The sequence below is a fragment of the Salmonella sp. 741265116_PST genome, assembly GCF_046567715.1.
Taxonomy (GTDB): domain Bacteria; phylum Pseudomonadota; class Gammaproteobacteria; order Enterobacterales; family Enterobacteriaceae; genus Salmonella; species Salmonella enterica.
Genome location: NZ_JBKFPH010000034.1, coordinates 1 through 20,496 on the forward strand (window position 1 = coordinate 1; position 20,496 = coordinate 20,496).

Consider the following 20,496-nt stretch of genomic DNA (forward strand, 5'->3'; position numbering starts at 1 on the left):
TGGCGTCATTAACGGACAGGTCACTACCTCGAAAAATAATGGCGGCAGTAAAGCGATTAACGACGGCACCATCAACATTGATAAAACCAACAATGTGGCGATGTCCGCGCACGGCAGCGCGAAGATGGTCAATAACGGCACTATCAATGTAGGTACAGTAGGCACCACGCAAACCGGCATGGTCGGGATGCAGTTGGAATCCGATGCAAAATCCGATGCGGTGATCGAAAACAACGGTACCATCAATATTTACGCCAGCAACTCCTACGCCTTCAGCCAGATGGGCAGTAACGGCCATATCGTCAACAACGGCACGGTCTACATTGATGACAACGTGACCGGCTCCGGATTTATCAAGCAGGACGGTAAAACCATTGAAGGCAGCGGCGAAAAAGGTGACGGTACGGAAGTGCATTACGTTGAATTCACTGCCCCCACGGAACCCACCATTACCGATGGCACGACAACCGTTACCACCAGCGACAGTGCAGATTCATCTGCCACCAACAACCTGTCGGGCTATGTGGTCGGCACCAGCGCTGATGGCAGCGCCGGTAAGTTGATGGTCAGCAATGCCAGCATGAATGGCGTGGAGATTAACACCGGTTTTACCGCAGGCACCGCCGACACCACCGTCAGCTTTGACAACGTAGTCGAAGGCAGCAACCTGTCTGACGCAGGCGCCATCCAGTCCACTACCGTGGTGTGGAACGCACAGGGAAGTACTGACAGCGACGGTAACGTTGACGTCACGATGACCAAAAACGCCTATGCCGATGTGGCCACCGACGCCAGCGTTTCTGGCGTGGCAAGTGCGCTGGACGCCGGTTACACCAACAACGAGCTGTACACCAGCCTCAACGTGGGTACCACCGCCGAACTGAACAACGCCCTGAAACAGGTGAGCGGCGCTCAGGCAACTACCGTGTTCCGCGAAGCGCGCATCCTCAGTAACCGCTTCAACATGCTGGCCGACGCCGCCCCGCAGATTAAAGACGGCCTGGCGTTTAACGTGGTGGCGAAAGGCGACCCGCGCGCGGAGCTGGGCAATGACACCCAATACGACATGCTGGCATTACGCCAGACGTTGGATCTCACCGCCAGCCAGAATCTGACGCTGGAGTACGGTATTGCGCGTCTGGATGGCGACGGTTCGAAAACCGCGGGCGATAACGGCCTGACCGGCGGCTACAGTCAGTTCTTTGGTCTGAAGCACAGCATGGCGTTTGATGACGGTCTGGCGTGGAATAACAGCCTGCGTTATGACGTCCACAATCTCGACAGCAGCCGTTTCGTCTCGTATGGCGATACCAACAAGGTGGCGGATTCCGACGTACGTCAGCAGTACCTTGAGTTCCGCAGCGAAGGGGCAAAAACCTTCACCCTGATGAGTGATACGCTGAAAGTCACGCCGTATGCCGGGGTGAAATTCCGTCACACTCTGGAAGATGGCTATAAAGAGCACAGCGCCGGAGATTTTAACCTGTCCATGAACTCTGGCAACGAAACGGCGGTAGACTCTATTGTCGGTCTGAAGCTGGATTACGCCGGGAAAGACGGCTGGAGCGCCACCGCTACCCTGGAAGGCGGCCCGAACCTGAGCTACAGCAAGAGCCAGCGTACAGCGTCATTACAGGGTGCGGCGGGTCAATCGTTCGGCATGGATGACGGTCAAAAAGGCGGCGGCGTTAATGGCCTGGCAACCATCGGCGTGAAATACAGCAGCAATGATACCGCGCTACATCTGGATGCCTACCAGTGGAAGGAAGACGGTATCAGCGATAAAGGCTTTATGCTTAACGTTAAGAAAACATTTCGTTAAATAAACGACATTATATAACACTAATACAGGCCGCTTATTATTAAGCGGCCTTTTTTAAATCATATTTACTGGTAAAGATGAAGTCCTTATTTGGACTACCTGCATGGTTTATTAATTGCTATCGTACTATACGCTAAATAGATCTTATACTTATTCCACCAGTAGTGTTTGTTTTATCAACAAGGATTTTGACATGTTCAAATTTGTAAAAATTGCCGTTGTGGCAGGGGTTCTGGCAACGCTCACCGCCTGTACTGGTCATATCGAAAACAAAAAAAATAACTGTAGCTACGATTATTTGCTGCACCCTGCAATTTCTATTTCTAAAATTATTGGTGGTTGCGGCCCGGCTGCCGATCAATAATAGAAACAACTGCGCAGATACAAAAAAACCGGGATTTCCCGGTTTTTTTACAGGTCTGATAAACAGTACGGCGCAGGTGCCTTGTCCAACTTACGCTCGTTTGTAGGCCCGATAAGCTCGCGCCATCGGGCAAGCAATAACCGTTACGGTTTCGCCACAAAGCCAATGGCTTCGTAAACGGCTTTCAGCGTTTCGGCCGCACGTGCGCTGGCTTTTTCCGCCCCGTCTTTCATCACCTTCTGCAAAAACGCTTCGTCGTTGCGGAAACGGTGATAGCGCTCCTGCAACTCAGACAGCATTCCGGAAACCGCCTCCGCGACTTCGCCTTTCAAATGGCCATACATTTTACCTTCAAACTGTTTTTCCAGTTCAGGAATGCTCTGACCGGTCACGGCGGAAAGAATATCCAGCAGGTTAGAGACACCCGCTTTCTCTTTCACATCATAACGCACTACCGGCGGCTCGTCGGAGTCAGTGACCGCACGTTTGATTTTCTTCACTACCGATTTCGGATCTTCCAGCAGGCCGATCACGTTATTACGGTTATCGTCCGATTTGGACATTTTCTTCGTCGGCTCCAGCAACGACATCACGCGCGCGCCGGATTTTGGAATAAACGGTTCCGGTACTTTGAAAATATCGCCATACAGCCCGTTAAAACGCTGGGCGATATCGCGGCTCAGTTCCAGATGCTGCTTCTGATCTTCGCCTACCGGCACCAGATTGGTTTGATACAACAGGATGTCTGCCGCCATCAGCACCGGATAATCAAACAGGCCGGCGTTAATGTTTTCCGCATAGCGCGCAGATTTATCTTTAAACTGCGTCATACGGCTCAGCTCGCCGAAATAGGTATAGCAGTTCAGCGCCCAGCCAAGCTGCGCATGTTCCGGCACATGGGACTGAACGAAAATAGTGCTCTTTTCAGGATCAATACCACATGCCAGGTACAGCGCCAGCGTATCCAGCGTCGCTTTACGTAGCTGCTGCGCGTCCTGACGCACGGTAATAGCATGTTGGTCTACAATGCAGTAGATGCAATGATAGTCATCCTGCATGTTTACCCACTGACGCAATGCCCCCATATAGTTGCCAATGGTCAATTCACCTGAGGGCTGTGCGCCACTAAAAACGATGGGCTTAGTCATTTTTTATTTCCTGGTTATCGCTATGCGGAAGCCCAAGTGCGGGCAAAAGATCGTTAAAACTGTCATAAATGACGTCCGGCTCGCTAAGGGCGATCGCTTCGCCATAATTGTAGCCGTATGTCAGGCCAACCGAAGGGCAGCCCGCCGCTTTTGCAGCCTGAATATCATTACGCGAATCGCCGACAAAAAGCATCTGCTCCGGCATCATGCCCAGTCGGCTTGCCACCAGCAACAGCGGCTCCGGATGCGGCTTCTTATTTTGCACATCATCGCCGCCGATAACCACACTAAAGTATTTGGCGATATCAAGCGACTCCAGCAACGGCGCGACGAACGGCGTCGGCTTATTCGTCACCAGACCTAATGACAATCCGCTGGCGTGCAGCGCGCCCAGCGTGTCGGCGACATGCGGAAATAAAAAGGTGCCTTCTTTTGCCACTTCGCCATAATACCTGTCGAACAGTTTACGCAGAATGCGTACCTGCTCCTCGGCAGGAATATCTTCATCAACGGGCGGTTTACCCGTCGTCTTACGCAGCGTGGCACGCTCCTGACGAGACCACGCCAGCGCGCGCTCCATCAGTACATCTGCACCGTTACCAATCCAGGTGATAACGCGTTCTTCTCCGGCAACCGGCAATTCCAGCGCATACAGCGCCATATCCACCGCCGCGGCAAGATCCGGCGCGCTATCCACCAGCGTGCCGTCAAGATCAAAGGCAACGCCCCGAATATTCTGCAACTTATCCATGAGTTACCTTTGCCAGCTCACTGCGCATTTCATCAATCACTTTTTTGTAGTCGGGCTTATCGAAAATTGCTGACCCCGCAACAAACATGTCCGCGCCTGCTGCGGCAATCTCGCCGATATTGTTCACCTTCACGCCGCCATCCACTTCCAGGCGAATGTCGTAACCGGACGCATCAATGCGGCGACGCACTTCGCGCAGTTTATCCAGCGTCTGCGGAATAAAAGACTGGCCGCCGAAGCCTGGATTCACGGACATCAGCAGGATCACATCCAGTTTGTCCATGACGTAATCGAGATAACTGAGCGACGTTGCCGGGTTGAATACCAGCCCCGCTTTACAACCGTGTTCTTTAATCAGTTGTAGCGTGCGGTCAACATGTTCGGAGGCTTCCGGGTGAAAGGTAATGATGCTCGCGCCAGCGGCGGCAAAGTCGGGCACGATACGGTCGACTGGCTTGACCATCAGGTGGACATCAATAGGCGCGGTAATACCGTATTGGCGCAGGGATTTCAGCACCATCGGGCCGATAGTCAGGTTCGGCACATAGTGATTATCCATGACGTCAAAGTGTACAACATCAGCACCGGCAGCCAGCGCTTTTGCGGTGTCTTCACCCAGGCGAGCAAAATCAGCCGACAGAATTGAGGGGGCAATCAAATACTGTTTCATCCGCTTCTCCTTGAGAATTATTTTCTTGCAGGCGTTGCGACTCCTGGTTGGTACAGAGCCAGCAGTTCATCCACCTTTTTACGTGTGCCGCCGTTGCTGCTTATACTGCGTCTAACTTTGACGACATGCAATTTTGCGAGTTGATACCACTCGCGTGTGAGCGCCGTATCATGGTTGGAAATGAGCACCGGTATCCGGTTACTGACCAGATTCTCAGCGATTTCCGCCAGATGCGCTTGTTGCGTCAGGCTAAAACTATTGGTGTGATACGCTGTGAAGTTAGCCGTGGCGGACAACGGCGCATAAGGCGGATCGCAATAGACCACCGATGACTTGTCCGCACGCGCCATACTGTCTGCGTATGACTCACAGTAAAAGAACGCATTCTGCGCTTTTTCTGCAAAGTGGTACAACTCCGCTTCCGGGAAGTAAGGTCTTTTATAACGACCAAACGGTACATTAAATTCCCCGCGTAAGTTATAGCGACAGAGTCCGTTATAACCGTAGCGGTTCAGATATAAAAACAGTACCGCCCGACGAAAGGGGTCCTGGCAGGTGTTGAACTCCTCACGGAGTTGGTAATAGACCTCAGCCTGGTTAGTTTCAGGCATAAACAGCTCGCGCGAAGCCTGTACGTACTCGTCAGTACGTAACTTCACGATGTTATAGAGGCTAATAAGGTCGCTGTTGATATCGGCGAGGATATAACGAGAAAAGTCGGTGTTAAGAAACACCGATCCGGCACCCACAAAAGGTTCGACAAGGCACTCGCCTTTTGGCAAATGTCGTTTGATATCATCAAGCAGAGGGTATTTTCCCCCTGCCCACTTCAAAAAAGCGCGATTTTTTTTCATGCTGACTAACTAATTACACCTTCTCCGGCTGTGGAGAAAGCTCCGACAGCATCCTGCGCTTTAGGCTGTGCCGCGTTGCTTTACGGCGCATTTGACGGTAGCAAATGCGCCCCTCGCGCCTGTCCTGAACAAAAATAGCTGTCAGCGACACTCACAGGCAATTGCAGGACACAGCCTGGATTATTTCAGATCGGCCTGAACCTGATGCAACGGTTTTGCCCACGGGTTTTTCGCCTGCACATCGGCAGGTAAGGTAGACACCGCACGTTTAGCGTCTTCTTTCGAAGCATACATCCCCGTTACCAACACATACCACGGTTGTCCATTACGCGTTGTCTCGTATACCACATAATTTTTCAGATTCTCTTTCTTCGCCCAACCGTTCAGGTTGTCGTAATTTGAAGAACTACTGAGCTGCAATGTGTAGTGGCTGGATGGCGCGCTCTTTAACGCGCCAACGTTGCCGGCGCTTTTCCCGCCGCCTGCGACAGGCGTCGTCGAGGCTTGCGCTGGCTTCGCGGTTTGTACCGGCGCAGCACTTGCCGTCGCTGTCGGCGCAGCCGTCGTGGTGGTCGCTTTCGGCGTCGCGGCTGGCGCTGCCGGTTCCGTGCGTTTCACTGGCGCGACCGGTTTCTTCGGTTCCGCAGTCGTGGTTTTCGCCGTGGTCTGCGGTTTCTTAGGTTCAATGACGGCCTGTTTACGTTCCGGACGCGTGGTATGACGCTCAGCAGGTTCGCTAACCGCCGCCTGACGCGTCGTGCTGCCATTGCGAACTGGCGCGACGGTTGCAGGCTCTGTCGGCAACGTAGAGTTCACCGCAACATTGTTCATCTGCTCTGGATTCTGCGTCAGCGCATTATTCAGATCGCCCTGCACTTCCACGCGCTGCTGACCGTCAGCGACCACAGGCGACTGTCCCTGCGTCGGCGTTGAAGAAATCGGCGGCAACGAAATATCCTGCGACGTATTGCCCGCGGTTTGTTCTGCGGAGGTGGCGCCCGGCGCAGGCTGGGTCGCATTCGCCTGATCGGCGGCGTTACCGGAAAGATCGATACTCTTTTCGCCAGAGGCCGACGGCTCGCTGGAAGACGTTGAGGGGGCTTTCAGCGCGGAGCCGATACCGATAATCAATAGCAGCAGCACCAGCACGCCAACGCCCATCATCATGTACTGACGAGAGGCTGGCTTATGGGCCGCTTTTTTACGCTTACGTGGACGGCGTTCAACACGCTCTTCATCCACCGTATCGTCTTCATCGGATTCGTACTCTTCTTCAACTTCAGGTTCTTCACTACGCGCTTTACGCGTACGCGTCGGACGGCGATCGTCGGCATCCAGATCAACGTCATCAAAGTTGATCTGCGGCTCATTATCGCGTTCTGAAGATTGACGAGAACGACCAGTACGACGATCGCTGGGATCGGGTTTCAGCTCGTCTTCTGGTTTGAATTCATCCATTTAACACCCCACTCAAAGGTTAATGCTTACGACATTGCACATAACCTGAAGCTAAAAGACTGACAGCTACGTAATATCAGTCTGACCTTTCTTGTTGTTACGCCTGCTGACAGTCAGCAATCGCGCTAAGAACGACTTCGTGCGACACTCCGCCGCGCACTTCACTTTTCCCTATGGCCAGCGGAAGCACTAAACGCAGCTCCCCCGCTAACACTTTTTTATCTCGCAGCATGTGCGGCAAATAGTCCTGCGCGGACATCTCGCAAGGGCCATTGACTGGCAACCCGGCCCGTTCGAGTAGAGCGATGATGCGCTGCGTATCAGCAGAACTGAACTGCCCCAAACGCTCGGATGCGCGCGCAGCCATCACTATACCTGCGGCAACGGCTTCACCATGTAACCAATTGCCATATCCCATTTCCGCTTCAATGGCGTGGCCAAAGGTATGTCCAAGATTCAGTAAAGCACGTAAGCCCGCTTCACGCTCGTCGGCGGCAACAACTTCGGCTTTCAGCTCGCAACAACGACGAATACAGTACGCCATCGCCGGGCCGTCCAGACGCAATAGCGCATCCAGATTACCCTCAAGCCAGGTGAAGAAGTCTGCGTCGAGTATAATGCCGTATTTGATCACCTCTGCCAGTCCCGATGCCAGTTCGCGTGCGGGAAGCGTTTTCAGGCAATCAAGATCGACAACCACAGAAGCGGGTTGGTAAAACGCGCCAATCATGTTTTTGCCAAGGGGATGGTTGACGGCGGTTTTCCCGCCCACGGAAGAATCAACCTGCGACAGTAAGGTAGTTGGCACCTGGATGAAACGAACGCCTCGCTGGTAGCTGGCCGCCGCAAAACCGGTGAGATCGCCAATCACGCCGCCGCCAAGCGCGACCAGCGTGGTATCACGACCATGCGGTTTTTTCAGTAACGCCGTAAACACCGTATCCAGCACCGTCAGGCTCTTATACTGCTCGCCGTCAGGAAGAATCACGCTGTCTACGTTAACGCCCGCCCGTTCGAGTACGCCGCGAACCTTGTCCAGATAAAGCGGCGCCAGGGTTTCGTTGGTCACTAACATGACCTGATCGCCTGATTTCAGCGGCAAGAATGAAGCTGGTTCGTTAAACAAACCAGCCGCGATGGTGATCGGGTAACTACGTTCCCCGAGAGTGACTGTAATCCTCTCCATGACGCGACATCCACCTTAGTTACTTGTGCCCGCTTACCCAGCGTATTCTGCTTGAATTAGTTGCTTTCCAGCATATGAATAATCTGGTTTGCCACAACCTTAGCGCTTTGATCGTCGGTGCGAATGGTGACGTCGGCAATCTCTTCGTACAGCGGATTGCGTTCGTTAGCCAGCGCTTCCAGAACTTCGCGAGGCGGTGCTTCAACCTGCAACAGCGGGCGTTTTTTATCACGCTGCGTGCGCGCCAGTTGTTTTTCGATGGTCGTTTCAAGGTAGACCACGACGCCACGCGCGGAGAGACGGTTACGCGTTTCACGCGATTTTACAGAGCCACCGCCGGTTGCCAGCACAATACCCTGTTTTTCCGTCAATTCGTTGATAACTTTTTCTTCACGATTACGGAAGCCGTCTTCACCTTCAACATCGAAGACCCAGCCCACATCAGCTCCGGTTCGTTTCTCAATCTCTTGATCAGAATCGTAAAATTCCATATTGAGTTGTTGAGCTAACTGGCGCCCAATAGTGCTTTTTCCGGCACCCATAGGCCCAACCAGAAAGATATTGCGTTTCTCTGCCATTTTTTCGGTACTACTAAGACTATTCGTTAATGGTAAACCCGCTTCACAGACACCCAGCGCAGCAGGACATGAACTGAAACCTCATAAGATATTGCGAGAGTCAGACTGAAAATTATCTCAATACTCAAGCGGGTTTGGCAACTGAATAAATCACCAAGCCTGATTGTTGCAAAACCCGAGTTAGCGTTGCCGGATGGCGACCAGAACAACATATCCGGCCTACAAATTGCTCTACTTTCAAACAATTGTGCGCAATCCGCAGAACCAATACGTCTGCATCAGCGGACATTCAGCCGTTTATCATCGGTCTTATGCACACCTTCGGCAAGGCAAAGCGCATTAATCAATGCGTAAGCAACGAAAAGCACGACTCTCAAATCGGTACTCCTTGTATGCTAAATACATCCGCACGTCAAATCCCGCAGATGCGTTCAGTGCAAAAACAGCGCTTTTTTATGCATAAATTATTCTGTCGCCACCAGTCTGGGGGTGATAAACACCACTAATTCGCGTCGCTCGTCCTCTTTGCCGTCATGGCGGAAGAGCTGACCAAGCCAGGGAATATCCCCCAACAGCGGCACGCTATCGCTACCCGATTTATTTTTTCGCGAAAAAATGCCGCCCAGCGCCAGCGTCTCGCCGCTTTTTACCTCTACCTGCGTTTCAATTTCCTGTTTATCTATCGCCAGCACTTCGCCGTCAGCCTGTTGTAGTACCTGACCGGGAACATTCTGGCTGATATGTAACTTCAGGCGGATGCGCCCTTTTTGCAAAACGGTGGGTGTCACCTCCATTCCCAGCACCGCTTCTTTAAATTCAACGGAGGTCGCGCCGCTTTCGCCGCTGGAAACCTGATAAGGAATTTCGCTGCCTTGCTTGATACTGGCTGGCTGCAGATGCGAAGCCAGCAGCCGGGGGCTGGCGATAATATCCAACTGCTGCTTTTGCTCCAGCGCTGACAGTTCCAGATCCAGCAAGCGTCCGTTAATGCGCCCGATGTTAAACCCGACGCGTGAGGTGGCGGCGGCGACGGATAAATCACTGGAAAGCGTCGTCACGTCACCCACTGCGCCCGCTTGCGTCGCGTCAGCCAGCGTCCACTTTACGCCCAGTTCCCGTAGACTCTTTTCGTTAATGGTGACGATATGCGCCGCCAGCTCCACCTGCGCCACCGGCAGATCCATTTGCGATACCCATTTTTCCAGCTCCGCCAGGGCCGCGCGGTTATCGCGCAACAGCAGGCGGTTGGTGCGCTTATCGACCATGATGGTTCCCTTCGCGCTCAGGAGTTTCTCGCCCGCTTTCGCCAGTTCGCCGGCATCGGCGTATTGCAGGCTAATGCTGCGGTTTTCCAGCGGTAAATTAGCCTGAAGCCTTAACCGCTCGGCATCCTGCCGCGCACTGTGTTCTTTCTGCCAGGCCTGTGAATGAACATGGAGAATATTCCCCTCCTGACGCAGCACCAGCCCCGCGCTATTGACCACCGTCTGCAGCGCCTGTTTCCACGGCACATCCGTCAGATGTAGCGATAATGTCCCGCTGACGTCCGGCGACACCACCAGATTCTGCCGCTCCTGTTCGGCTAAAGCCTGCAAAACCTGCACCACAGGGACGTCGTCAACCACCAGCGTCACTTTCGCCGCTTTTCCCGCCTGCGCGGCGGGCATCAAGGCTATCAGTATTATGGCTATCCATCGCTTCATTGTCCGCTCCCTGACGTAGCCACCGCCACTGCGGCGGCGCACAATTTTTACCGGTCGTTAACGTTAAGGCTTCCGCCGTCAGGCGGACAATCGTCCAACCGTTTTCCAGCGTCTGCCCTTCTTCCACTCGCCGCCATTTTTGCTGGCTATCTTTAAGAATGCCTGTCCATCGCTCGCCTTTACGCACCGCGCCCTGATACCGCCACTGCGAGAGTTCGGCTATCCAGCAGCGATCTTCCGGCGGGCGGAAGGGATCGCGCATTCCCGTCAACGTCAGCAAACAAAAACAGAGCAATACACCGCGGCTAACCTTCATTCGCCAGGCGCTCCAGTTGCAGCGTCATCAATAATTCCGCCCCCTCTTTACGCAATGAAAACCGACTTACGATCATCTCGCTTTCGGCCAACCGGACAAACAGCGACGGCACCGCATCCCAGGACGTTTTCAGCGCCATTTCTCCCCCCTGCGCCGATGGCTGCCAGTGCAGCAAACGCAGAGGAGGCGCCTGGAAATCTAACGGCGAAAAAGGACGCGGATTTTCAACGGTATGCCCGAAAAGCGGTTCAGCCGCGACGCTCAGACGGCGCAGATGACGCCACTGTTGCCGGGCGGCCTCGCGCTGCTGGCTTAACCGCGTTTGTTGCGTATCCAGCGTTTTCCAGCCGGGATAGCCCACAGATAACGCGACCGTCAGCGTCAGGCACAGCACCCCTGCACACCAACAAAAAACCCGACCACGGCGCGACATCCCGTACCAGATATCAAAGAGCGCGTTCACGGGCGGCGCTCCTCGTTAACTGATAATGGAACTGCCAGCGCCCTTGCGCATCCTGCCGCGTGGTGCCCGTGCGGTTTAGCGGAAAACTGACATAGTGACGAAGCGATGTCTCAAGCGTGAGCAGGGCGTCAAACGTTCTCGCCAGCCCTTCCAGCTCTAGCGTCTCTTGCTGATAATTGAGGCTTGTCAGCCATGCCTGCTCTGGCAACAGGTTGGCAAGGTCAGTCAAGGTAGATTGCCAGGCTTGCGTCAGTTCACGCTGCGCCTGACGTTGTAATCGCGCCTGTTGCTGTCGCTGACGTTGCTGCAACTGCGGTATGTTCGCCGCAAGCGCTGTCGTGCGTCCGTTTTCCGCCGTCAGTAGCAGCTCGTTAATCCTCCCCTCCTGCCAAAAAACCAACCGGGCGATCGTCGCGAGGCTTGCTATCAGCAGCAGGGACGCGCCCCATACCACGCACCACAGCCGCAGACGCGCTACGTAATGTTGGCGCCGCCAGGGGAGCAAATTGACAAAATGCGCCATCAGCGTATCTCCCCCATGGCTAAACCCAGCGCAATCGCAAAGCGATAACCGTCCGGCGGAACCGGCGGTTGGCGGACGGTAACGGCGCGCCAGGGGTCGAATTCGCCTTCGGCGCATAACGAAATATGTTCCGGCACGACGGATAACGTCGCGGCAAGGTCATGCAGCGTCGTCGCCTCGCGCGCCGATTTACGCCCCCACGCATAGCGCGTCGCCCACAGCCACTGGCTCTCATCGCGCCAGACCAGACATTGCCGCCCCGAAGGTATAAACGGCAGCAAGCGCTGTAACGCGCAGGCATCGGGCGTTACAGCAGCGATGCGCACATTGAGCGTTTGCGCCAGCGTTAACAGCGCTGAAATTTCTTTGCTTTGCACGGCGGTAACGTTGAACGCGGGGCTCAGCGCATCATCCTGAAAGTCGAAACGCAATAAGTCCGGATCCATATCCAGCTCACGCGCCATCGTTTGTGAAAGCCATGCGACTTGCTCACGTTCCCGCAGACGCATCGGCGGATGTGGAAAAGCGCGTTGCAATGTCCGATTTGCGGGAAAAGAGAGATAAATACGGTGACGTAGCGGCAGCTCACGGCTCCAGGGTCGCAGTACGTGAGCCAGCGATTGCGGGTCAGGAATCGTACCCTCTGCCGTCGAGGCGTTCATCAGCGGCAGTCGCCACCAACGTTGCAGGGCCCAGCCCGATGCGCCGCGAATAACGGCGATGGCCAGCGCTTCATGCTGCTGAATATGCAATCCTATTTGCCAGGTTTTAAAAGCCATAACGGTCGATCTCCTTATCACCCGTCGCGTTAACGGGTATATCAATGCGTCTGGCTTGCCTTTATACTACCGCGCGTTTGTTTATAAACTGCCCAAATGACACTAAATGGGAAATCTCCAGTGAAGTTCGTAAAGTATTTATTGATCCTTGCAGTATGTTGCATCCTGCTGGGAGCAGGCTCGATTTATGGCCTTTATCGCTATATTGAGCCGCAGCTACCTGACGTCGCGACATTGAAAGATGTGCGTTTGCAAATTCCGATGCAGGTTTACAGCGCGGATGGCGAACTTATCGCGCAATATGGCGAAAAACGTCGTATTCCCGTTACGCTCGATCAAATTCCGCCGGAAATGATCAACGCCTTTATCGCCACCGAAGATAGCCGCTTTTATGAGCATCACGGCATTGACCCGGTAGGTATTTTCCGTGCGGCCAGCGTCGCGCTCTTCTCCGGTCACGCATCGCAGGGAGCAAGTACCATTACCCAGCAACTGGCGCGAAACTTCTTCCTTAGCCCCGAACGCACGCTGATGCGCAAGATCAAGGAAGCGTTTCTGGCGATTCGTATTGAGCAGTTGCTGAATAAAAATGAGATCCTCGAACTCTATCTGAACAAGATCTATCTCGGCTACCGCGCCTATGGCGTTGGCGCGGCGGCACAGGTCTACTTTGGTAAGACGGTCGACCAGCTTAGCCTAAGCGAAATGGCGGTTATCGCCGGACTACCTAAAGCGCCTTCTACCTTTAACCCGCTCTACTCGATGGATCGGGCGATAGCGCGCCGTAACGTAGTGCTTTCGCGAATGTTAAGCGAGGGATATATCACTCAGGCGCAGTACGATCAGGCCCGTAGCGAACCTATCGACGCAAATTATCACGCGCCGGAAATCGCCTTCTTCGCGCCTTATCTGTCGGAAATGGTGCGCCAGGAAATGTATAACCGTTATGGCGAAAGCGCTTACGAAGATGGTTATCGTATTTACACGACCATCACCCGCAAAGTGCAGCAGGCCGCGCAACAGTCTGTGCGTAATAACGTGCTGGACTATGACATGCGCCACGGTTATCGCGGCCCGGCGAATGTGCTATGGAAAGTGGGCGAAACGGCGTGGGACAGTAAAAAAATTACCGATACGTTGAAAGCGTTGCCGACCTACGGACCGCTGCTTCCCGCCGTGGTCACCAGCGCTAATCCGCAAGAGGCGACCGCTGCGCTTGCCGACGGTACGTCCGTTTCGCTACATATGGAAGGAATGCGTTGGGCGCGGCCTTACCGCTCGGATACACAGCAAGGGCCGACGCCGCGTAAAGTTACCGATGTCGTCCAGACAGGTCAGCAAATCTGGGTTCGTCAGGTGGATAACGACTGGTGGCTGGCGCAGGTACCGGAAGTGAACTCCGCGCTGGTTTCGCTTAACCCGCAAACTGGCGCGGTACTGGCGCTGGTCGGCGGTTTCGATTTTAATCAGAGTAAATTTAACCGCGCGACGCAAGCTTTGCGTCAGGTGGGGTCGAACATCAAACCGTTCCTCTACACCGCCGCAATGGATAAAGGGCTGACGCTCGCCAGTATGCTCAACGATGTGCCGATTTCCCGCTGGGACGCCGGGGCAGGTTCAGACTGGCGTCCGAAAAACTCCCCGCCGCAGTACGCCGGACCGATTCGTTTACGCCAGGGGCTGGGGCAGTCGAAAAACGTGGTGATGGTACGCGCCATGCGCGCCATGGGCGTCGACTATGCGGCGGAGTATCTGCAACGCTTCGGCTTCCCGGCGCAGAATATCGTGCATACCGAATCGCTGGCGCTGGGCTCCGCCTCCTTCACGCCGATGCAGGTTGCACGCGGTTATGCGGTGATGGCGAACGGCGGTTTCCTGATCGACCCGTATTTCATCAGCAAGATTGAGAACGATCAGGGCGGCGTGATCTTCGAAGCGAAACCGAAAATCGCCTGCCCGGAGTGCGATATCCCGGTCATTTACGGCAATACGCAGAAATCCGACGTGCTGGAAAACACCAATGTGGAAGAGGTCGCGGTTTCGCAAGAGCAGCAAAACAGCGCCGTACCGATGCCTGAGCTGGAACAGGCAAACCAGGCGCTGGTCGCGCAAAACGGCACGCAGGAGTACGCGCCGCATGTGATCAATACGCCGCTGGCGTTTCTGATCAAAAGCGCGCTGAACACCAATATCTTCGGCGAACCCGGCTGGATGGGTACCGGCTGGCGTGCGGCGCGCGACCTTAAACGTCGCGATATCGGCGGCAAAACCGGTACGACCAACAGCTCGAAAGACGCATGGTTCTCCGGCTATGGTCCTGGCGTCGTCACTTCCGTATGGATCGGCTTTGACGATCACCGCCGTGATTTAGGCCGCACCACCGCTTCCGGCGCGATCAAAGATCAAATCTCCGGCTATGAGGGCGGCGCGAAGAGCGCGCAACCTGCATGGGACGCCTATATGAAAGCCGTGCTGGAAGGCGTGCCGGAACAGCCGCTAACGCCGCCGCCGGGCATCGTCACGGTGAATATCGACCGCAGTACCGGACAACTGGCGAGCGGCGGTAACAGCCGTGAAGAGTATTTCATCGAAGGCACGCAGCCGACACAACAGGCGGTACACGAGGTGGGAACCACCATTATTGATAATGGTGAAACACACGAACTGTTCTGATCAAAAAAGGCGCTCCGGCGCCTTTTTTATTGTGTTTAGCGGATGACGGCGAACGGGGAGACGAACTTTCCGTTAGCTTGATCAACGCCGCGCCATCAGGCAATTCGGCCCTGCGCTTTCAACCACTCGCGTACCAGAAACAGCGCGCTGACGTTGCGGGCCTCGTTAAAATCGGGGTCTTCCAGCAGATCCATTAAATGCGCCAGCGGCCAGCGTACCTGCGGCAATGGCTCAGGCTCGTCGCCTTCCAGCGACTCCGGATAGAGATCTTCCGCCACCACAATATTCATTTTGCTGGAAAAATAAGAGGGCGCCATGCTGAGTTTTTTTAAGAAGGTCAGGTTATGCGCACCAAACCCGACCTCTTCTTTGAGCTCCCGGTTCGCCGCTTCAAAAACGGTCTCGCCCGGGTCGATCAATCCTTTCGAGAAGCCCAGCTCATAGGATTCGGTTCCCACCGCATACTCACGAATAAGAATCAGATGCTCATCAACGATCGGCACAATCATTACCGCCTCACGGGTTGATGGTCGCATACGTTCATACACGCGACGCACGCCGTTGCTGAACTCCAGATCCACGCTTTCTACGTTAAACAGTCGGGATTGTGCGACGGTTTCCACTTTCAGAATGGTGGGTTTTTGTAATGATTTGCTCATTGTGAGAATCTTTGCAGTGTAATCTGTGGTCATTGTGCGACATACCGCACGGTTTCGGCAATGCGAATTGCCGTTTATTTACATTTATGTAACGTAATAAAAATTAATTCTTATTTCAAATTAAAAGTCAATAGGTTGAAATAACTCCAGGAATTTGCTGATATTCCGTTTTTGGTGGTATTGCTATGATTTGCCTTCACTGGGATGCGCTTTACAATGCTCAAGTTCAACTCCACGCTTGCCGATAGCCAACCACAGAAAAATGTTTATTGGACAGGGTGCGACTGACCACGCCTGACAGACTTAGTAAGATGGGGAAAGCATGAGCACCATTCTGATTTTTATAGCTGCTTTGCTGGCCTGCTCTCTACTGGCAATATGGCGGTTCCGGGTAAAGTCCAGACGAGGGAGCTTACCGTGGATCAGCGCCTTTCAGGACGCGCAAACGCGTAAACTGTTGCCCGAAGAGCGCAGCGCGGTAGAAAACTATCTCGATAACCTTAGCCAGATCCAGCAAGTTCCGGGGCCGACAGGCGCCAGTGCTGCGCCCATCTCGCTGACGCTGAACGCGGAAAGCAACAGTGTCGTGATACTGACCCACTCCATCACCCGCTACGGCATTACCACTGACGATCCTAATAAATGGCGCTACTACCTCGACTCCGTCGAAGTCCATCTGCCGCCTTTCTGGGAACAGTACATCAATGATGAAAACAACGTTGAGCTGATCCTCACGGATACGCTGCCGCTGGTGATCTCTTTAAACGGCCATACGCTGCAAGAGTATATGCAGGAGTCGCGCGGCTACGCGCTACAGAATACGGCCTCTACGCAGGCGTCGATTCGCGGCGAAGAGAGCGAGCAGATTGAGCTGTTGAATATCCGTCAGGAGACCCACGAAGAATATGCGCTCAGCCGCCCGGCTGGCTTGCGCGAAGCGTTGTTAATCGTCGCCTCCTTTTTGTTATTCTTTTTCTGCCTGATAACGCCAGACGTTTTTGTACCGTGGATGATAGGCGGCGCTATCCTGCTGTTGGCAGCCGGACTTTGGGGACTTTTTGCGCCGCCGTCGAAAAGCGCGCTGCGGGAAATTCACTGTCTGCGGGGAACGCCCCGCCGCTGGGGACTGTTTGGGGAGAATAATCAGGAGCAGATTAACAATATATCCCTGGGCATCATCGACCTTATTTACCCTGCCCACTGGCAACCCTACATTACGCAGGATCTTGGGCAACAAACGGATATTGATATTTACCTTGATCGCCATGTCGCCCGCCAGGGCCGGTTTTTATCCCTGCATGATGAAGTGAAAAACTTTCCGTTGCAGCACTGGTTACGCAGCACTGTTATTGCTATCGGTTCGCTGCTGGTGTTGTTTATGCTGCTGTTCTGGATCCCGCTGGATATGCCAATCAAGTTCACGCTATCGTGGATGAAAGGCGCGCAAACCATTGAAGCGACAACGGTAAAACAGCTTGAAAAAGCTGGCGTGCGGGTGGGCGATACGCTGCACCTGAGCGGTAAAGGAATGTGTAATATTCATTCCGGCGCGACCTGGAGCGGCCAGTCTAACTCACCGTTTATGCCGTTCGATTGCTCGCAAATCATCTGGAATGACGCGCCTGCGCTACCGCTGCCGGAATCAGACCTGGTGAATAAAGCGATGGCGCTAAGCCAGGCGGTAAATCGTCAGCTCCATCCAAAACCCGAAGACGACTCGCGCGTCAGCGCATCTTTACGCTCCGCGATCCAAAAATCGGGCATGGTATTATTAGATGACTTTGGCGATATTGTTCTGAAAACTGCTGATTTGTGCGCGGCGGAAGACGAGTGCGTGCGCCTGAAAAATGCGCTGGTTAATCTCGGTAACAGTAAGGACTGGAACGCGCTGGTGAAACGCGCGAACGCCGGCAAACTGGACGGCGTCAACGTACTGCTACGCCCCGTAAGCGCAGAGTCGCTGGAAAATCTGGTCACGACCTCAACGGCGCCGTTTATTTCTCGCGAGACCGCGCGTGCCGCCCAGTCGCTGAATAGCCCCGCTCCCGGCGGATTCCTGATCGCCAGCGATGAAGGCAGCGAACTGGTTGATCAGGCCTGGCCGTCAACGCCGCTGTATGACTATCCCGCGCAGGAACAGTGGAGCGCCTTCCAGCGTCTGGCGCAAACGCTCATGCAGACGCCATTTAGCGCCGAGGGCATTGTCACCAGCGTGTATACCGATGCCAACGGCACGCAGCATATCAGCCTGCATCGTATCCCCGATAAATCCGGCTGGTGGCGTTACCTCGGTACCACGCTGCTGATGCTGGCAATGATAGTGAGCGCGGTCTACAACGGCATTCAGGCGTTCAGACGTTATCAACGCCACCGTACCCGTATGGCGGACATCCAGGAATACTATGAAAGCTGCCTCAATCCCAGGTTAACCGTCTCTCCGGAAAATCTCATCTGATAGCGCCGCCGTGCGACAGGGTATGCTACCCTGTCGCGCAAATTGCGTTACCCTGGAGTTCCCCATGCATATTGATATTGACTGGCAAAACGTGGATACCGTTTTGCTGGATATGGACGGCACGCTGCTCGATCTCGCGTTCGATAACTATTTCTGGCAAAAGCTGGTACCGGAAACCTACGGCGCGCAGCAGGGTATTTCGCCGCAGGACGCGCAGGAATATATTCGCCAGCAGTATCATGCCGTACAGCATACGCTAAACTGGTACTGTCTGGATTACTGGAGCGAGCGTCTGGGTCTGGATATTTGCGCCATGACGACGGCGCAAGGGCCGCGCGCCGTTTTGCGCGACGATACCGTACCGTTTCTGAATGCGTTAAAAGCCAGCGGGAAACGTCGGGTTCTGCTCACCAATGCGCATCCACATAACCTGGCGGTGAAGCTGGAGCATACCGGTCTGGCCTCACACCTTGATTTATTACTTTCCACCCACACATTTGGTTATCCCAAAGAGGATCAGCGGTTATGGCGCGCTGTCACTGAGGAAACGGGAATAAGCGCAGAGAAAACGCTGTTTATCGATGACAGCGAACCGATTCTCGACGCCGCCGCCCGGTTTGGTATTCGCTACTGTCTTGGCGTGACGAATCCCGATTCCGGCCTGGCGGAAAAGCACTATACGCGCCATCCGTCCCTGAACGACTACCGCCGTCTGATCCCCTCGCTGATGTGAAGGAGACGCCATGAAAGAAAAGTCCTCCGTTGAGGTCAGACTGGATAAATGGCTGTGGGCCGCGCGTTTTTATAAAACCCGCGCGCTGGCCCGCGAGATGATTGAAGGCGGTAAGGTGCATTACAACGGCCAGCGCAGTAAGCCGAGCAAAATCGTCGAGCTGAACGCAACCCTTACCCTGCGTCAGGGAAATGACGAACGGACGGTGATCGTTAAAGCCATCACCGAACAGCGCCGTCCGGCCAGCGAAGCCGTCGCTCTGTATGAAGAGACGGCGGAAAGCGTGGAAAAACGCGAAAAAATGGCGCAGGCGCGCAAGCTTAACGCCCTGACCATGCCGCATCCGGACAGGCGACCGGACAAGAAAGAGCGCCGCGACCTGTTACGATTTAAACACGGCGACAGCGAATAACTGTCACCCGCAAGAGAGATGATTATGCCGCAACATGACCAATTACATCGTTATCTGTTTGAAAACTTTGCCGTTCGCGGCGAACTGGTGACCGTTTCGGAAACCTTGCAACAGATCCTCGACAATCATACCTACCCGCAGCCGGTGAAAACCGTGCTGGCCGAACTGCTGGTCGCCACTAGCCTGCTGACCGCAACGCTGAAGTTTGCCGGTGACATTACGGTACAGCTCCAGGGCGACGGGCCGTTAAGCCTGGCGGTGATCAATGGCAATAATCAGCAGCAGATGCGCGGCGTGGCTCGCGTTCAGGGCGACATCCCTGACAATGCGGATCTCAAAACGCTGGTTGGCAACGGCTATCTGGTGATCACCATTACGCCGGAAGAGGGTGAGCGCTATCAGGGCGTGGTGGGTCTGGAAGGCGATACTCTGGCGGCGTGCCTGGAAGATTACTTCCTGCGCTCCGAGCAGTTGCCGACGCGCCTGTTTATCCGTACCGGCGATGTCGACGGTAAACCGGCGGCAGGTGGAATGTTGCTCCAGGTGATGCCGGCACAGAACGCGCAGGCGGAGGATTTCGACCATCTGGCTATGTTGACGGAAACCATTAAAAGCGAAGAGCTGCTGACGTTACCGGCAAATGACGTGCTGTGGCGTTTGTATCACGAAGAAGAAGTCACGCTCTACGATCCGCAAGATGTTGAATTCAAATGCACCTGTTCACGCGAACGTTGCGCGGGCGCGCTGAAAACATTGCCGGATGAAGAAGTGGACAGCATTCTGGCGGAAGAAGGCGAAATCGATATGCACTGCGATTACTGCGGCAATCATTATCTGTTCAATGCGATGGATATCGCGGAGATCCGTAACAACGCCTCTCCTGCCGATCCACAGGTTCACTAATCGCCTCGTAGTCAGCAACGTCATTGCCTGATGGCGCTGCGCTTAT

General features: G+C 54.4%; 20 protein-coding genes. 7 read left to right on the forward strand and 13 right to left on the reverse strand.

The window, feature by feature from the left end; all coding sequences use genetic code 11:
- Together ACLD11_RS18625 and ACLD11_RS18630 are read left to right on the forward strand one after the other, a co-directional pair.
- Positions 1-1,822 (forward strand): autotransporter outer membrane beta-barrel domain-containing protein (locus ACLD11_RS18625; protein ID WP_411015237.1); only part of this gene is annotated, 1,822 nt, incomplete at its 5' end.
- Between the two features lie 193 nt (positions 1,823-2,015).
- A complete protein-coding gene (locus tag ACLD11_RS18630; RefSeq protein ID WP_000472323.1) occupies positions 2,016-2,186 on the forward strand; it encodes a YhfL family protein in 171 nt (56 codons plus the stop codon).
- A 143-nt stretch (positions 2,187-2,329) separates the two neighbouring features.
- Here the strand turns inward: ACLD11_RS18630 and trpS are convergent, their stop codons facing one another.
- The 12 genes from trpS to ACLD11_RS18690 all read right to left on the reverse strand — a co-directional run bounded on the left by trpS (position 2,330) and on the right by ACLD11_RS18690 (position 12,615).
- Positions 2,330-3,334 (reverse strand): tryptophan--tRNA ligase, encoded by a 1,005-nt coding sequence (trpS, locus tag ACLD11_RS18635; protein WP_000165562.1) that lies wholly within the window; start codon positions 3,332-3,334, stop codon positions 2,330-2,332.
- Positions 3,327-4,085 (reverse strand): phosphoglycolate phosphatase, encoded by a 759-nt coding sequence (gph, locus tag ACLD11_RS18640; protein ID WP_411015238.1) that lies wholly within the window; start codon positions 4,083-4,085, stop codon positions 3,327-3,329. Before gph ends, trpS begins: the two co-directional genes overlap by 8 nt.
- A complete protein-coding gene (gene rpe / locus ACLD11_RS18645; protein WP_000816287.1) occupies positions 4,078-4,755 on the reverse strand; it encodes a ribulose-phosphate 3-epimerase in 678 nt (225 codons plus the stop codon). Before rpe ends, gph begins: the two co-directional genes overlap by 8 nt.
- Positions 4,756-4,772: 17 nt before the next feature.
- Positions 4,773-5,609, reverse strand: a complete 837-nt coding sequence (gene dam, locus ACLD11_RS18650) for an adenine-specific DNA-methyltransferase (protein ID WP_000742132.1) — start codon at positions 5,607-5,609, stop codon at positions 4,773-4,775.
- A gap of 180 nt (positions 5,610-5,789) precedes the next feature.
- Complete coding sequence (gene damX, locus ACLD11_RS18655) at positions 5,790-7,067, reverse strand: cell division protein DamX (protein ID WP_000343142.1); 1,278 nt, start codon at positions 7,065-7,067, stop codon at positions 5,790-5,792.
- Positions 7,068-7,164: 97 nt separating this feature from the next.
- Positions 7,165-8,253 carry a 3-dehydroquinate synthase gene (aroB, locus tag ACLD11_RS18660; protein ID WP_000439824.1) on the reverse strand — a complete coding sequence of 363 codons (1,089 nt, stop codon included), beginning with the start codon at positions 8,251-8,253 and terminating at the stop codon, positions 7,165-7,167.
- 56 nt (positions 8,254-8,309) lie between these two features.
- On the reverse strand, positions 8,310-8,831 hold the full coding sequence (gene aroK / locus ACLD11_RS18665) for a shikimate kinase AroK (RefSeq protein ID WP_000818621.1): 522 nt from the start codon (positions 8,829-8,831) through the stop codon (positions 8,310-8,312).
- 464 nt (positions 8,832-9,295) lie between these two features.
- Positions 9,296-10,534: a DNA uptake porin HofQ gene (hofQ, locus tag ACLD11_RS18670; protein WP_017441586.1), complete on the reverse strand. Its 1,239-nt coding sequence runs from the start codon at positions 10,532-10,534 to the stop codon at positions 9,296-9,298.
- Positions 10,449-10,850 (reverse strand): HofP DNA utilization family protein, encoded by a 402-nt coding sequence (locus tag ACLD11_RS18675; RefSeq protein WP_411015239.1) that lies wholly within the window; start codon positions 10,848-10,850, stop codon positions 10,449-10,451. Before ACLD11_RS18675 ends, hofQ begins: the two co-directional genes overlap by 86 nt.
- Positions 10,840-11,313, reverse strand: a complete 474-nt coding sequence (locus tag ACLD11_RS18680) for a hypothetical protein (protein WP_411015240.1) — start codon at positions 11,311-11,313, stop codon at positions 10,840-10,842. Before ACLD11_RS18680 ends, ACLD11_RS18675 begins: the two co-directional genes overlap by 11 nt.
- Positions 11,297-11,836 carry a PilN domain-containing protein gene (locus ACLD11_RS18685; protein ID WP_411015241.1) on the reverse strand — a complete coding sequence of 180 codons (540 nt, stop codon included), beginning with the start codon at positions 11,834-11,836 and terminating at the stop codon, positions 11,297-11,299. Before ACLD11_RS18685 ends, ACLD11_RS18680 begins: the two co-directional genes overlap by 17 nt.
- A complete protein-coding gene (locus tag ACLD11_RS18690) occupies positions 11,836-12,615 on the reverse strand; it encodes a DNA utilization protein HofM (protein WP_411015242.1) in 780 nt (259 codons plus the stop codon). Before ACLD11_RS18690 ends, ACLD11_RS18685 begins: the two co-directional genes overlap by 1 nt.
- Before the next feature lie 120 nt (positions 12,616-12,735).
- Between ACLD11_RS18690 and mrcA the strand changes: the two genes are divergently transcribed.
- A complete protein-coding gene (mrcA, locus tag ACLD11_RS18695; RefSeq protein ID WP_411015243.1) occupies positions 12,736-15,288 on the forward strand; it encodes a peptidoglycan glycosyltransferase/peptidoglycan DD-transpeptidase MrcA in 2,553 nt (850 codons plus the stop codon).
- Between the two features lie 95 nt (positions 15,289-15,383).
- Here mrcA and nudE read toward each other — a convergent pair whose 3' ends face one another.
- On the reverse strand, positions 15,384-15,947 hold the full coding sequence (gene nudE, locus ACLD11_RS18700; protein ID WP_000045725.1) for an ADP compounds hydrolase NudE: 564 nt from the start codon (positions 15,945-15,947) through the stop codon (positions 15,384-15,386).
- A gap of 322 nt (positions 15,948-16,269) precedes the next feature.
- On the opposite strand from nudE, the gene igaA reads away from it, so the two are divergent.
- The 4 genes from igaA to hslO all read left to right on the forward strand — a co-directional run bounded on the left by igaA (position 16,270) and on the right by hslO (position 20,450).
- Entirely contained in the window at positions 16,270-18,402 is a 2,133-nt protein-coding gene (igaA, locus tag ACLD11_RS18705) for an intracellular growth attenuator protein IgaA (RefSeq protein WP_000104092.1), read from the forward strand.
- Between the two features lie 64 nt (positions 18,403-18,466).
- Positions 18,467-19,135 (forward strand): GMP/IMP nucleotidase, encoded by a 669-nt coding sequence (gene yrfG, locus ACLD11_RS18710; RefSeq protein WP_411015244.1) that lies wholly within the window; start codon positions 18,467-18,469, stop codon positions 19,133-19,135.
- Positions 19,136-19,145: 10 nt separating this feature from the next.
- Positions 19,146-19,547 (forward strand): ribosome-associated heat shock protein Hsp15, encoded by a 402-nt coding sequence (gene hslR / locus ACLD11_RS18715; RefSeq protein WP_000660721.1) that lies wholly within the window; start codon positions 19,146-19,148, stop codon positions 19,545-19,547.
- 24 nt (positions 19,548-19,571) lie between these two features.
- A complete protein-coding gene (gene hslO / locus ACLD11_RS18720) occupies positions 19,572-20,450 on the forward strand; it encodes an Hsp33 family molecular chaperone HslO (RefSeq protein WP_001135571.1) in 879 nt (292 codons plus the stop codon).
- Positions 20,451-20,496 lie beyond the last annotated feature (46 nt).